This window comes from Compostibacillus humi (genome assembly GCF_014637175.1).
GTDB classification, from domain to species: domain Bacteria; phylum Bacillota; class Bacilli; order Bacillales; family Amphibacillaceae; genus Oceanobacillus; species Oceanobacillus humi.
The window spans coordinates 1-12,950 of the sequence record NZ_BMEV01000080.1 but is presented as its reverse complement, the minus strand read 5'-3'; the positions used below and the strand labels follow the sequence as shown (position 1 = coordinate 12,950).

11 protein-coding genes and 3 pseudogenes are annotated in these 12,950 nt (G+C 41.0%); 8 read left to right on the top strand and 6 right to left on the bottom strand.

Annotated elements, in window-relative coordinates:
* Positions 1 to 137 (bottom strand): annotated as a pseudogene (locus IEV18_RS15150) (IS1380 family transposase); the annotation flags it as partial.
* Between the two features lie 179 nt (positions 138 to 316).
* Between IEV18_RS15150 and IEV18_RS15145 the strand changes: the two are divergent.
* Entirely contained in the window at positions 317 to 1,252 is a 936-nt protein-coding gene (locus IEV18_RS15145) for a ring-cleaving dioxygenase (RefSeq protein ID WP_188393228.1), read from the top strand.
* A gap of 12 nt (positions 1,253 to 1,264) precedes the next feature.
* The gene (locus tag IEV18_RS15140) at positions 1,265 to 1,873 is read left to right on the top strand and encodes a flavin reductase family protein (protein WP_188393227.1); all 609 of its coding nucleotides are present in this window, start codon (positions 1,265 to 1,267) and stop codon (positions 1,871 to 1,873) included.
* 72 nt (positions 1,874 to 1,945) lie between these two features.
* Here the strand turns inward: IEV18_RS15140 and IEV18_RS15135 are convergent, their stop codons facing one another.
* Positions 1,946 to 2,482: a hypothetical protein gene (locus IEV18_RS15135; RefSeq protein ID WP_188393226.1), complete on the bottom strand. Its 537-nt coding sequence runs from the start codon at positions 2,480 to 2,482 to the stop codon at positions 1,946 to 1,948.
* A gap of 119 nt (positions 2,483 to 2,601) precedes the next feature.
* On the opposite strand from IEV18_RS15135, the gene IEV18_RS15130 reads away from it, so the two are divergent.
* From IEV18_RS15130 to IEV18_RS15120, 3 genes are read left to right on the top strand one after another with little or no spacing between them, the layout of a single operon-like run.
* A complete protein-coding gene (locus tag IEV18_RS15130; RefSeq protein ID WP_188393225.1) occupies positions 2,602 to 3,177 on the top strand; it encodes a TetR/AcrR family transcriptional regulator in 576 nt (191 codons plus the stop codon).
* Positions 3,178 to 3,216: 39 nt separating this feature from the next.
* Entirely contained in the window at positions 3,217 to 4,179 is a 963-nt protein-coding gene (locus IEV18_RS15125) for an alpha/beta fold hydrolase (RefSeq protein WP_188393224.1), read from the top strand.
* A 28-nt stretch (positions 4,180 to 4,207) separates the two neighbouring features.
* Positions 4,208 to 4,678, top strand: a complete 471-nt coding sequence (locus tag IEV18_RS15120) for a GNAT family N-acetyltransferase (RefSeq protein ID WP_188393223.1) — start codon at positions 4,208 to 4,210, stop codon at positions 4,676 to 4,678.
* 9 nt (positions 4,679 to 4,687) lie between these two features.
* Here the strand turns inward: IEV18_RS15120 and IEV18_RS15115 are convergent.
* Positions 4,688 to 5,163 (bottom strand): annotated as a pseudogene (locus IEV18_RS15115) (SAM-dependent methyltransferase).
* Positions 5,164 to 5,452: 289 nt separating this feature from the next.
* On the opposite strand from IEV18_RS15115, the gene IEV18_RS15110 reads away from it, so the two are divergent.
* A complete protein-coding gene (locus IEV18_RS15110; RefSeq protein ID WP_188393222.1) occupies positions 5,453 to 6,055 on the top strand; it encodes a 50S ribosomal protein L25/general stress protein Ctc in 603 nt (200 codons plus the stop codon).
* Positions 6,056 to 6,106: 51 nt separating this feature from the next.
* On the opposite strand, the gene IEV18_RS15105 is transcribed toward IEV18_RS15110, so the two are convergent.
* Together IEV18_RS15105 and IEV18_RS15100 are read right to left on the bottom strand one after the other, a co-directional pair.
* The gene (locus IEV18_RS15105; RefSeq protein WP_373281947.1) at positions 6,107 to 7,162 is read right to left on the bottom strand and encodes a 2,3-butanediol dehydrogenase; all 1,056 of its coding nucleotides are present in this window, start codon (positions 7,160 to 7,162) and stop codon (positions 6,107 to 6,109) included.
* Positions 7,139 to 8,371 (bottom strand): annotated as a pseudogene (locus IEV18_RS15100) (MFS transporter); the annotation flags it as partial. The pseudogene IEV18_RS15100 and the gene IEV18_RS15105, both read right to left, overlap by 24 nt.
* A gap of 256 nt (positions 8,372 to 8,627) precedes the next feature.
* On the opposite strand from IEV18_RS15100, the gene IEV18_RS15095 reads away from it, so the two are divergent.
* Together IEV18_RS15095 and IEV18_RS15090 are read left to right on the top strand one after the other, a co-directional pair.
* On the top strand, positions 8,628 to 9,764 hold the full coding sequence (locus IEV18_RS15095) for a glycerate kinase (protein ID WP_188393221.1): 1,137 nt from the start codon (positions 8,628 to 8,630) through the stop codon (positions 9,762 to 9,764).
* Between the two features lie 302 nt (positions 9,765 to 10,066).
* Entirely contained in the window at positions 10,067 to 11,191 is a 1,125-nt protein-coding gene (locus IEV18_RS15090; protein ID WP_188393220.1) for an NAD(P)/FAD-dependent oxidoreductase, read from the top strand.
* A gap of 52 nt (positions 11,192 to 11,243) precedes the next feature.
* On the opposite strand, the gene IEV18_RS15085 is transcribed toward IEV18_RS15090, so the two are convergent.
* Complete coding sequence (locus IEV18_RS15085; RefSeq protein WP_188393219.1) at positions 11,244 to 12,752, bottom strand: MDR family MFS transporter; 1,509 nt, start codon at positions 12,750 to 12,752, stop codon at positions 11,244 to 11,246.
* Positions 12,753 to 12,950 lie beyond the last annotated feature (198 nt).

Below are 12,950 nucleotides of genomic sequence, written 5' to 3'. Positions count from 1 at the left end.
AAGGTTTTAGAGAATCCGATTTTCTCATCGAATTCCCTAAAGATAAATTCACCTGTATCAGAAGAAAGAGAACCCCCATCACTTGACAATTTAATTTGACGATTGAAATCTAAAGTTAATTGCGGTAAAGTAGCCATTATAAGAATCCTTTCTGTGGTTATTTTGTGGTGATTTAACTTTAACAGAAATGGATTCTTTTTTCATTTATTTGATGCATGATCAATTCGGTTGAAATGCTTGATAGATAGGCATTCAAAATTTATCAAAAGTTTTCTATGAATAATTCAGGTTTTAATAATAGAAGGGGAGACTTAACATGAAAAAGACAGCGGGAATCCATCATATTACAGCCATTGTCGGCCATCCGCAGGAAAATATTGATTTTTATGCCGGAGTTCTTGGGCTTCGTTTAGTAAAGAAAACAGTGAACTTTGATGATCCGGGAACATATCATTTTTATTTTGGCAATGACAGCGGCAAGCCGGGTACAATTATTACCTTTTTCCCGTGGGCAGATGCTTATAAAGGGAAAATCGGCGGCGGACAAGTCGGGATTACGACATATGTCATCCCTCCCGGAAAAATGCCATATTGGGAGAAACGATTGGAAAAATTCGATATTCCTTTTACTAAGGCAGAGCGTTTTGGGGAAACATACCTGCAATTTGAAGATGTCCACGGACTACAATTGGAGCTTGTAGAAAGGGCAGAGGGAGAACAAAACAACTGGACCTTTGGCGAAGTGACACCGGAAGTGGCAATAAAAGGATTTGGAGGTGCAGTTTTATTATCAACAAATCCGGAAAAGACAATGGAAGCTGTTCAGGACGTCATGGGACTCGACAAAATGGATGAAGATGAAGAGTATATCCGTTTTCAATCTTCTGCTGATATTGGCAATACGATAGATATCAAGAAAACGCCGATGGAACGGGGCCACATGGGAGTAGGAACGGTACACCATATTGCTTGGCGGGCTAAAGATGATGAAGATCAGCTGGATTGGCAGCAATACCTTATCGAAAAAGGTTACCATGTAACGGCGGTACGGGATCGGAACTATTTTAATGCGATATACTTCCGGGAATACGGGGAAATTCTCTTTGAAATTGCCACAGACCCTCCTGGATTTGCCCATGATGAATCTTACGAAACGATGGGCCGAAATCTGATGCTTCCGTCCCAATATGAAATGTATCGGGAACGATTAAACGAAATGCTGATTCCGATTAAAGTCAGGGAATTGGACTAAGGAGGTATTTTCTTGCTATCCTTCGATCCGAAAGCAAATACGGAGAGAGAGAACTATAAACTATTAATCGGTACAATTATTCCAAGGCCCATTGCTTTTGTAACAAGCAAGGCTGAGGACGGAACAATTAATGGAGCGCCATTTAGCTATTTTAACATTGTCTCTTCCAAGCCGCCGATGATTTCACTGGCGATACAACGTAAAGAGGGACACATGAAGGATACTGCCCGCAATATCCTCCGTCAAAATGAATTTGTTGTTCATGTTGTTGATGAAGCGAATGTAGAGGCCATCAATCTTACTGCAGCTTCCTTGCCGCCAGATGAAAGCGAGATTGAAAAAGCTAATCTAACGCTTGTTTCAAGCAAAAAAATTTCTGTCCCTGGAATTAAGGAAGCGAAGGTCCGTTTGGAATGTAGATTAGAACATGCTTTGGAATTGGGGGGAGATGGAGAAATCAGTACAGATTTTATCATTGGCAGAGTTGTCCATTTTTCCATCGATAAAGATATATATGATGAGGGGAAAATCAATCAAAGCAAGCTTCTCCCCGTCAGCCGCCTTGCTGGGTCCAGCTATGCCAAGATTGGAGAAACCTTTTCCTTAGAACGGCCGAAATAATCTTAGCTTAATATTAAATTTACGGAAAAATGAGCCAAAAATAATTGGCTCATTTTTTATGCCTAAGATTCGTTATTTTTCCGTTTTAGGGAATATAAAATAAGATACAGAGATGATTAAATCGATGATGAGAACAGCAGTCCACGTTGCTAATACTCTTAGCATTGCTGCTGTTCTTTCCAAATCATGGATGAAAACTACGGTTAATCCGATTAACCCGGCTCCAATCAAGTAAGCTAGCAAATGCCGTGACCAGCCTTTAAATTCAATTTTTGCATATTCCAAGCCGTATAATTTCTTTCGCTGTACTTGTTGTTTTAATACGTGGGTTTGAAATTTTTCATCTGCCCAGCGAATCATCTGCTTTCCGAAAGCTACCGAAACTCCAATGTAAACGGCGGCCAAAGCGTGGGCAAAAGTAGCATGGGCACCGTGATACAAGTCAATTCCTGAGACAATCAGAAGGACGAGATCGACAGCGGGTGTCATCGCCAAGAAAAAAAGGCCGAGTGTTTTTTTTCTTAAAATGTATCTGGAAAAGAGTCCTAACATAACAAAGACCCAAAAACCGATTTCGCAAGCAATGATAACGCCGATAATCCAATTCATTTCACCGAAAATCCTCCCCAAAACAATTATTGAAACTTTTATTTAATACAACCGTATTAAAATATACCACGAACTTTTATTTAATACAACTGTATTATGAAATATGCTAAAATAAAATTATGCCAAAAATTGTAGATCATGAAAAAAGAAAAGAAATGATTGCGGAAGCGACATGGCAAGTGATTTTAAAACAGGGAATGAAAGGAGCGACGGTGAGAAACATTGCAAAGGAAGCCCAATTGTCATTGGGTGCATTGCGGCATTACTTTTCTACCCAGGAAGAGCTTTATATGTTTGCAATGAATCTTGTAAAGGAAAGGGTGTTGAAAAGGATAGAAAAAATCGTTGCCAGTGACTTGCCGCCAAAGGAAAAATTTATTTCTTTTCTGGAACAGCTATTGCCGATGGATGAAGAATCAAGAGCAGATATGGAAGTCTGGCTTCATTTTACGAATTATTTTCTTGGCAACGAAGAGTTGCTGGATGACGGGATTCGGGAAGGTATTGAAAATGCATTGTGCTTTTTGGACTGCCATCAATTATTAAAAGACAATATAGATATAGAAATCGAGACAGAGAGACTATACGCCTTAGTTGACGGGCTCGCCCTTCACCGGATAATGGACAAGAACCGACCGACAAATGAAATGATGCACCAAGTTCTGACAAAACACGTTGAAACATTGTTTAAATAATCTTTTGTTTCATATTCCTGAAATCAGGGGGAGTGTTAAATGTTCTTGGTAATATTATTCATGTTTTTCATTATTATTATCGGGTTAATTGTGTATAATCAGCAGCAAATAAAAATTGCTGAGGCTTCTTATCCGCCAAAAGGAAAATTTGTCGATACATCCTTCGGGAGAATCCATTATTTGTCTGCAGGAGAAGGGCAGCCGGCTGTTTTTCTCCATGGCGGGATATTATCCAGTTATGATTTTAAAGATGTTATTGAAGAAGCATCTAAAGAAGGATATCATGCTATTGCCTTCGACCGGCCGGGATATGGGTATAGCGAAAGACCGAAAGAGAAGATTACTCCATTTGATCAGGCAGAAGCAGTAAATGAGGCTTTGGAAAAAATTGGAGTGAAAAAGCCGATTTTGCTTGTTGCCCATTCATGGAGCGGAACGATGGCACTTTCATATACATTGAAGTATCCGGATAAAACAGCGGGAGTAGTTCTTTTAGGTGCTGCTATGTATAAGGAAGGATATCCTGCGGAATATGGAGATCCTTTATCTAAAATCATCACTATGCCAATAATTGGTTCCATGATATTGCATACACTGTTAAAAACACCATTAGGGAAAAAGCTCGCCTGGTCCATGACGGAATCTACCTTCGCGCCGGAAAAAGCTCCGTCAGAGTATATAGAGGCGGTGTATGCGCTGATGTTCCGTCCGGGCCAATTCCGGGCAAACCGGGAAGATGTACTGGCTTTTCCGGGAGCATCGAAAAAGATAAGCGGGAAGTATCGTGAAATATCCGTCCCGGTATTGTTGGCTGTAGGGGAAGAGGATCCATTCGGGACCATTGAACAAGCGGAACGTTTCAAAAAAGAAGTCCCCCATGCAAAATACTTTCGGATTCCAAAAGTTGCCCATATGCTGCCGGAATTGCATCCAAAATTAGTTGTAGAATATATGAACATGCTGAAGGAAAGTCTTCGTCGTCAGCTGCCAGAAAGGAAATAAGTCCGTAAGTTCGTAAAGGGGAAGGGGAATGGAATTACAAACAGAAAGGCTAAAACTTATTCCTTGTACTGAGGAATCCGCAGCTGCAGCAGCGCTAAACAATTATGAGCTAGGGCCCCATATTAAAATGTACTTGGCGGAATTAAAGTCAGATCCGACCTTGCTAGGATGGGGCGTCTGGTTTGTCATTGACAAAGATACAAATACAGTTATTGGGGATATTGGCTTTAAAGGAAAACCAAATATGGAAAAGACGGTGGAAATCGGGTATGGGATAAAATCATCAGCACGAAATAAAGGTTATGCAACCGAAGCGGTGAAAGAAATCATTGCATGGGCTTTTTCCTCTGACGAGGTTGCAACAGTAATTGCTGAATGCCGTGAAGATAATTACCCGTCAATGAAAGTGCTGGAAAAATTAAATATGGAGCAAACCGGCAAGGAAGGGCATAAGTTAAGATGGCAAATATGCAAAGAGAAAAGAGACGTACCAAATTGACGTCTCTTTTTAATTCCAATAATTTTTCATGATAGTCTCCGCCCAATTTGGCTGCTTTACTTCCGTTCGCGGAAGAAATTCCTTCATAACCGGTTTAATGTCGATAACAGGGGTTCCATCGATGGCATCGAGACCTTTGACCGTCAATGTTTTTCCTTTGGCACCAACAAGCTCTACGATCGTTGCACCTAGTTTATTTGGACGGTTTTTCCCTCGCTGCGCAAAGATTCCTACCTTTGGAAAGGCAGGGTTGTTGCGCGGATGCCTGGAGTCATATTGTTTTTTTCATCCGCCACTTTATGAAAGTAGTAAATGATTTCCAAATGGGAAAATTCTTCAATGCCGTCAACTGCAGTTTCCTTTATGTCATCTGCCAGTTCAATTGTAGAAATAACGTTTCCCCAGTTATCATCGAGAATCTCTTTCCGGCTATTTTTTACAAAAGCGATTGGCTCAATTGTGTATTTCAATATTTCCCCCTCCATTTCTAGTAAATATATTCAATGGTACTTTGCTTCCAATATATTTGATTGTGGGCTTTGTGTCTATCATAAAAATCTAGTCGAGAACAGGAAAATAAAAGCATAGGACGAAGAGATTGGAAAGGTATAAGAATGGATATTTAATCTGGTGTATGAATATTCTTCGCAGCAGTGATTCTCCATCATCTATCAGTCCGTTTGAAACATTGCAAAACTTTTATTATACTAGAACTATAAGCGAATTTAAATAGTTCTTCGCTAAAAATTTTATAAAATGAAAGGTGGAGGCTAAATGAATACGCTTGTAGCTCAGAAAAGGATAGATTTTCGCAAATCTGTACTGAACAAATTAAGAAATAGCGGAAAAATTCCTGCTGTTGTGTACGGGAAGAATATTGATACCGAATCTATTTCAATCGGAAACACAGATTTAATGAAAGTAATGCGGACTGTCGGCAGGAACGGGATTTTCACCCTCGATCTTGACGGCGAGAAAAAAGATGTTTTCCTAAAAGAATATCAGGTTCACCCGATAAGCGGAAAATTGCTGCATGTCGGGCTTCTGCAAGTGGATAAAGAAACGGAAATTGATGCAAAAGTCGCAGTAGTTCTGAATGGTACATCAAAAGGCGAGAAAGACGGAGGAATCGTACAGCAAATACTTCACGAACTGGATATTACCGCTAAAGCAAGTGATATTCCGAATGAAATTGAGATCGACATTGCTGATTTGGAAATCGGCGATACGTTGAAAGTTGCGGATATTAAAGGTAATTATCACAATTTGACATTCCATCACGAGGATGACGAAGCTATTGTCACCATCGATATTGTGAAAATGGAAGAGGACATCGAAGAAGAGACAGCAGAAGAAACGGAGCCATCAGGAGTTTAATATATATGAAAAGCGGAGCAGCAGCCTGCTCCGCTTGTTTTATGTTATTTATTATTTTTCTCCGCCGATTTCTACAAGAATTTTCGCTTGAGACAAGTCCCCGGATAAACTATGGAATCCCTCTTCTACAAGGTCATCCAGCTGAATTTTCTTCGTCATAATCGGTTCAACATTTACATTTTCATCTAACAGAATATCGATAGATTTTTTAAATGTTTCATGTTCGTAACCCATGGAAGAAGATAATTTTACTCCGGAAGTCATTAATACGATTGGGTTAAATTCAAAGTTGCGTGCATGAATGGCAACAACGACAACATTGCCTTTTGGTTTTGTAGAATTAATGGCAGAGTCGAAGGTTGGTTTAACCCCGGCAACTTCAAGGGATGCGTCAACACCTTCAGGGAATCTTTCTTTAATGAATGCAACCGCATCTTTATCTTTTGTATTTAAGACTTCTGTAGCTCCGACTTGTTTAGCTTTTTCCAGGCGTTCATCGGATAAATCAAAGGCTAGAATGTCTTTTGCTCCAGCTGCTTTTGCTGCTACGATAACGAAAAGACCGATTGGGCCAGCACCAAATACAGCGACAGAATCTCCTTCTTTTACTTCAGCTTCTTTTACAGCTTGAGCAGCAACGGACAGCGGCTCAACTAATGCTGCTTTATCCAGCGGTAAGTTGTCAGGAACTGGAACGACGTTGTCTTCATTCGCTACAAAGTATTCTGCAAAAGAACCGTCAGTATGAAGTCCTGCAGAATAGAACTCATAATAGCGGTCTACTTCTGGTGCATGTTTGCCGGAAGTAACAACAGGGTTTACGACTACCCGGTCGCCTTTTTTGAATTTCGTAACGTTTTTGCCTACTTCTTCTACTACACCAGAAAATTCATGTCCTAATACAAGCGGTGCTTGTTCGCCAGTCATTGGATGCGGCTTATCTACTTGCACAAGCAATGGACCAATTTCATATTCATGTAAGTCGGTTCCGCAAATTCCGGACCAGCTTACTCTCACTTTTACATCATTATCATTTACTGGCTTAACGTCTCTTTCTTCAATACGAACATCCTTATTTCCATAAAATACGGCTGCTGAAATCGCCACCCCAAAGGCATTGCCTAAGGAACTGGCCATTTTGTAAATACCGGATGCTTCTCCAACTTTATGGTCCGGTGCAGCGGCAACAGCCGTATCCGTAGATGGAGTTGCGTACATCCCCAGACCTAAGCCGAACAGAATAAAACCGACGAAAACAACAATTGTGTAAAGAAAATCGGGCAAAAAGGTTAATGCCATGATGGATACCCCGATTAGTGTAATAATCGTACCCCAAATCATCGGATTCCGTGCCCCGACACGCTGCATAATTTTTTCCCCTACCCGTATCATGGCAAGGACCGCAACCAAATAACCGATGGACAGCATTCCAGCTTGGAAAGATGTAAATCCTCGCCCGACCTGGACGTACGTATTGGCAACAATCAAAGTACCTGCTACCGCGTTTAGCAGGAAATTGGAAATTGTCGCTCCGGTATACGGTTTGTTTTTAAACAATTTAAAGTCAATAAGCGGGCTCGTTTTCCGTTTTATTTCATACCGAACAAATACGATAATCCCGATGATGGCAATAGCTGCAAGACCTAGAGAAATAAGGCTTGTCCATCCTAAATCCTCACCTTGTGTAACGAGGACATTAATTGCAACCATCGTTACGATAAAAATAGCCAGACCGCCACTTTTGTTCTGCTCTGCTCTCTGGCACATCCCGTATTAACCACATGGCAAGCAGCGCAAAAATAATGGAAAATATAAAGATCCATCTCCATCCCATATACGTAGCGATAGCGCCGCCCGCAAATGAGGTGACACCGGAACCGCCCCAGGAACCGATGGACCAGTAACTTAATGCCCGCTGCCTATCTGCGTCTTCAAAATATGCTTTAATTAATGCAATCGTCGCAGGCATAATACATGCGGCGGATAATCCTTGTAAAACCCGGCCGATGATTAGGAGAACTGCCCCCTGTGCCAACACGAGCAATAATGAGCCGACAATGCTTAATATTAATCCGAGGTACGTTATTTTTTTCCTGCCAATCCGATCTGCCAACCCTCCCGCTACGACGATAAATAGTCCAGAAAAGAGGGAAGTGAGGCTAATAGCAATGTTTAATGGCTCAGCTCCACACCTAAATCACCTTGTACGGCAGGTACAATATTTACCATCGCCTGAGCAAATAGCCAGAACGTAATAACTCCAAAAACGATACCGATAATCATTTTATTTGAACCTTTATAGGCTCTATTTTCCATCATAGCTCCTCATTAAGAGTCATTCAAAGTGACTAATACTTATCAGGAAGTAGATTTAGGATGTGCGGACAGGAAAAAATTATTCTTATGCGTTAAGTTGGGAGACGTTTAAATATTTAAAGGTTTAAAATTAATAATTGGGATGATTCGTAATATTTTTTGGTAAAATATTTTTTTAAGAAGGTAAATAATCTTGCAAATAAGAGACACCAAAATGAAGTTCAAGAAAAGAATTAAATAAAAAGGAGCATTAAAAATGAATATCATTATCGCGCCAGATTCATTCAAAGGGAGTCTCACGTCAATTAATGCTGCAACTGTAATGAAGGATGCGGTTCTGTCCGTGTTCCCGAATTGTCATGTTGAGTTAAAGCCGATGGCAGACGGCGGGGAGGGAACGTTAGAATCCTTATTAACATCCTTAAATGGAGAAAAGGTCACTGTACGGTGCATGGGCCCTTTGGGCGATTATATTCAGTCATCTTACGGGATTGTAAAAGGGAAAACGGCCATTATTGAAGGTGCAAACATTGCCGGACTTCCTCAAGTTCCGCTGGAAAAGAGGAATCCAGATCTAACTACTTCCTATGGAATTGGGGAAGTACTGCTGGATGCAGTGGAAAAAGGCTGTACATCATTCATTATCTGTTTAGGCGGCAGCGCGACAAATGATGGAGGGCTCGGTATGCTGATGGCACTAGGATTGAAAGCTTGGGACGAAAATGGAAGAGAGGTAGGGCCATTTGGTTCCGACTTGTTAAAGGTTGCCAAAATAAGCTTCACCGAACTTCACCAAAATTTAACATCACTGGAGTTTAAAGTGGCGTGTGACGTGGACAATCCTCTCTGTGGAGAAAGAGGTGCGAGCAGAGTGTTCGGACCGCAAAAAGGTGCAACAAAAGAGCAAACGATTCGTTACGATAACGCTTTGGATAAATTTGGCAGTTTAATTGAGGCTGAAATGAATCAAGAATTAAAAGAAATACCAGGTGCGGGTGCTGCTGGCGGCCTTGGTTTTGCCTTTTTAGCATTAGGAGCAAGTCTTATCTCGGGAGCAGAACTCGTTGCCAACACGCTAAACTTAGAACAGGCAATAAAAGAGGCAGATTTGGTCATTACTGGAGAAGGGCAAAGCGATGAACAAACGTTGTATGGAAAAGCCCCTGGATTTGTTGCAGATTTATCCAACAAATATCATGTGCCAGCTGTATTAATTTCCGGGAGCTTGTCTGGGAATATAGACCGTTTGCGCAAAAAATTTGCCGGCTGCTTTTCCATTATAAACAAACCGCTCACTTTAGAAGAATGTATGGATCGCGCTGAAGAACTGTTGTATGAACAGACAAAACAAGTAATTCACTTTATGAAAGTGATTCACGGCAAAAGAAAATAAAATGATGAGACGCCTGTTAGCTTCCTGCCGCTTATTTATTGTTGCTAATATAAGGTAAAATTTATCCAGTAGTATACTTCTTCATCTTGTATGGCTGGAGCTTTAGGCAGTATGATTGTTTATTATTCCTAAAGTCAATTCATATATCTTTTTATTTCACATAGGATTTAGTAAAATTAATTGAAGAAATATTAATAAAATTTAGTCATGCGGTTTCAGCGCTTCAATTAATTGTTTTCACTTTTGTTGATAGGACTTATAGAAATAAACGCTCTCCGGTCTATTTTTATGGAGGTGGATAGATGAAAATTGCCGTAATTGGCAGCGGAATCGTAGGTGCGAGTATAGCATATCACTTGGCTAAAAAAGGAGCGGAAGTAGTAATCGTCGATGATGGACGGGAAGGCAGAGCGACGAATGCAGGTGCGGGAATCGTCTTTCCGTGGGATAAAACAAGAGGCAATGATTGGTTTGCCATCGCTAAAGCGGGAACATTATATTATTCAACGCTAATCACAGAGCTAAAGGATCTTGGAGAGACGGACGTCGGCTTTAAAAAAGCAGGAGCTTTATTAGTAAGCCCTGATATGGAACAGCAGGCGAAAAAACAGAAATTACTGGAATCCAGAAGAAAGGAAATACCGGAAATTGGGGACGTAGTACGTCTAAGCTACAGGGAAGCGCGAAATTTATTCCCGTTATTGCATCCGGATTTACATGCTGTCTATGTTTCTTCCGGATATCGGGTGGATGGAAACCTGCTGCGGGGTGCGCTGGAACGGGCCGGACAGGAATATGGCGTCATCTTAAAGAATGGAAATGCAGCTTTGCTTTTGGAAAATGGCAATGTAAAAGGTGTCATTGTGAATAGGGAGAAGATCTATGCTGATATTGTCGTCGTTGCTGCCGGTGCATGGGCGCCGGACATTATCCATAAACTGGGAATGAAACTTATGATTGAGCCGCAACGGGGGCAAATCATTCATATAAAATTAGACGAGCAAGACACATCTAATTGGCCAATTATTTTGCCGGATAATGATTATTACTTGCTTGCCTTTGATGATCATCGGGTTGTTGCTGGGGCGACAAGGGAAACTAATTCTGGATTTGATTATCGGGTGACAGTCGGCGGTGTCCAGGAAGTTATTTCCGAAGCGTTAAGTATGGCTCCCGGATTAAAAGAAGGAACTTTACATGAAATCCGAATTGGCTTCAGGCCGATGGCTTCTGATGGACTGCCGTTGCTTGGAGGGCTAGGTCCGTATTCTAATTTGCTTATTGCTGCGGGAACGGGTCCATATGGTTTAACAATGGGACCATATATTGGCAAATTAGCAGCTGAAATAGTTATGGACCGAAAAACAGAAATCGATCTTTCCCCATATGATCCGATGCGGGCAGTAGAAGTGTTAGAGGAAGTTTGATTAGGCAAGACAAAGGAAGAGCCTCGACTTTTTTAAGAGTCGAGGCTTATTATTAATTTGGTACCTGTTTTACTTTTTTATGAATCGTTTTTGCCTTCTGAATCGGCTTATGGCCTGTATCCACCCGTTTAACGAAGAAAGCTAAAACGAGTGCAACGATGTTGACGATGAAGGCGATAAAAAATGAATATTGAATTCCAGCAAGCAAGGACTGTTGCTCAATTGATGTTTTCACAGCTTCAGACACCGCTTGTGGGTCCGTTTTTCCTATTAAGCGTGCTCCCTCCGACAGTGCAACTTTATTCATGATTGTTACAAAAATAGCTGTACCGATGGCCCCTGCAACTTGCTGTGCCGTATTATTTACCGCGGTTCCATGAGGATATAGCTCCTTCGGCAATTCATTTAAGCCGTTTGTTATAATTGGCATGGATACCATTGACATGCCAAACATACGAAGCGTATAAATAAAAATAATGTAAGCATAAGAAGAATCCTGCTGCAGATGGGACAATAAATAAGTTGCTACCGCCGTAATGGCTAATCCGCTAATACTTAAAGCCTTTGGACCGTATCTGTCGAATAGCCTCCCGGTTATAGGTGACATAATCCCCATCACAATGGCGCCCGGCAATAACATTAGCCCGGAGTGAAGGGGTGAGATTCCCCTTACTTCTTGAATATAGACAGGGGTTAAGATCATTCCGGAAAACATCGCCATCACATTAATAACGGCGATAATAAAAGCCAGCGTGAACATCGGATAATGGAAGGTACGCAAATCCAATACCGGCAATTGCAAATTCAGCTGCCGGATAATAAATAAAATTACTGCTATTCCGCCGGCCAATAAAGGAATGAGGACGAGGGGGCTGGTCCAGCCCAGGCCCCCGGCCATACTTACTCCGTATAATAATCCCCCAAACCCAATTGTTGATAAAACAACCGACCAATAATCCATCGTTGCATTTTTATTCGATTCCATTACATTTTCTGATTTCCAAATTGCCAAAACGAGGGAAATGACAGCAAGCGGCAAAATCATTTCAAATAGAAAACGCCAATGATAGTACTCAACAATATAACCGGATAATGTCGGTCCAATGGCAGGAGCAGTAATCATGACCAGCCCGAAAACACCCATCGCTGTTCCGCGTTTGTGGGGAGGAAAGCTGACCAGCATGACGTTCATTAATAATGGACCCATCACAGAAGATCCTGCCGCCTGAACCATTCTGCCTGCCAGCAAGATGGAAAAATTCGGGGCGAAAGCAGCCATTGCCGTACCCAAAGTAAATATCGCCATTGCGGCAATAAATAGCTGTCTGTTTGTAAAACGGATAATCAGAAAGGCAGAAGCCGGAATTAATATCCCGCTAACTAACATATATCCAGTGGCAAGCCACTGAATGGTTGCGTAGTCTACTCTTAAGTCTTCCATCATCGAAGGCAGAGCAACGTTTAATAATGAGTTATTTAAAAATGAGACAAATGCACCAACAAATAAAACAGCCAACATGACATATGGAGGCTTGTTTTCAACATGGATTTTTGACGTCATCGAATCCCTTCTTTTTTATAAAAATAAATTATGCAGATGATTATTTTATACGAAAGGTTCAATTAAGGCAACAATTTTAAACTATAACCTGAATTATTCATACTTCCAATGAAGATTTAATTTGATACCAAATCCAATGATTTTTTGTTATCTAAACAAGTAAGAGCTGTTAATTTCGATAAATATGATAAATGATAA

Excerpts from the sequence above, each read along its gene's own strand:
- IEV18_RS15145 (WP_188393228.1), top strand. The coding sequence starts at position 317 with ATGAAAAAGACAGCGGGAATCCATCATATTACAGCCATTGTCGGCCAT.
- IEV18_RS15135 (WP_188393226.1), bottom strand. The coding sequence starts at position 2,482 with ATGAATTGGATTATCGGCGTTATCATTGCTTGCGAAATCGGTTTTTGG.
- IEV18_RS15130 (WP_188393225.1), top strand. The coding sequence starts at position 2,602 with ATGCCAAAAATTGTAGATCATGAAAAAAGAAAAGAAATGATTGCGGAA.
- IEV18_RS15125 (WP_188393224.1), top strand. The coding sequence starts at position 3,217 with ATGTTCTTGGTAATATTATTCATGTTTTTCATTATTATTATCGGGTTA.
- IEV18_RS15120 (WP_188393223.1), top strand. The coding sequence starts at position 4,208 with ATGGAATTACAAACAGAAAGGCTAAAACTTATTCCTTGTACTGAGGAA.
- IEV18_RS15110 (WP_188393222.1), top strand. The coding sequence starts at position 5,453 with ATGAATACGCTTGTAGCTCAGAAAAGGATAGATTTTCGCAAATCTGTA.
- IEV18_RS15095 (WP_188393221.1), top strand. The coding sequence starts at position 8,628 with ATGAATATCATTATCGCGCCAGATTCATTCAAAGGGAGTCTCACGTCA.
- IEV18_RS15090 (WP_188393220.1), top strand. The coding sequence starts at position 10,067 with ATGAAAATTGCCGTAATTGGCAGCGGAATCGTAGGTGCGAGTATAGCA.
- IEV18_RS15085 (WP_188393219.1), bottom strand. The coding sequence starts at position 12,752 with ATGACGTCAAAAATCCATGTTGAAAACAAGCCTCCATATGTCATGTTG.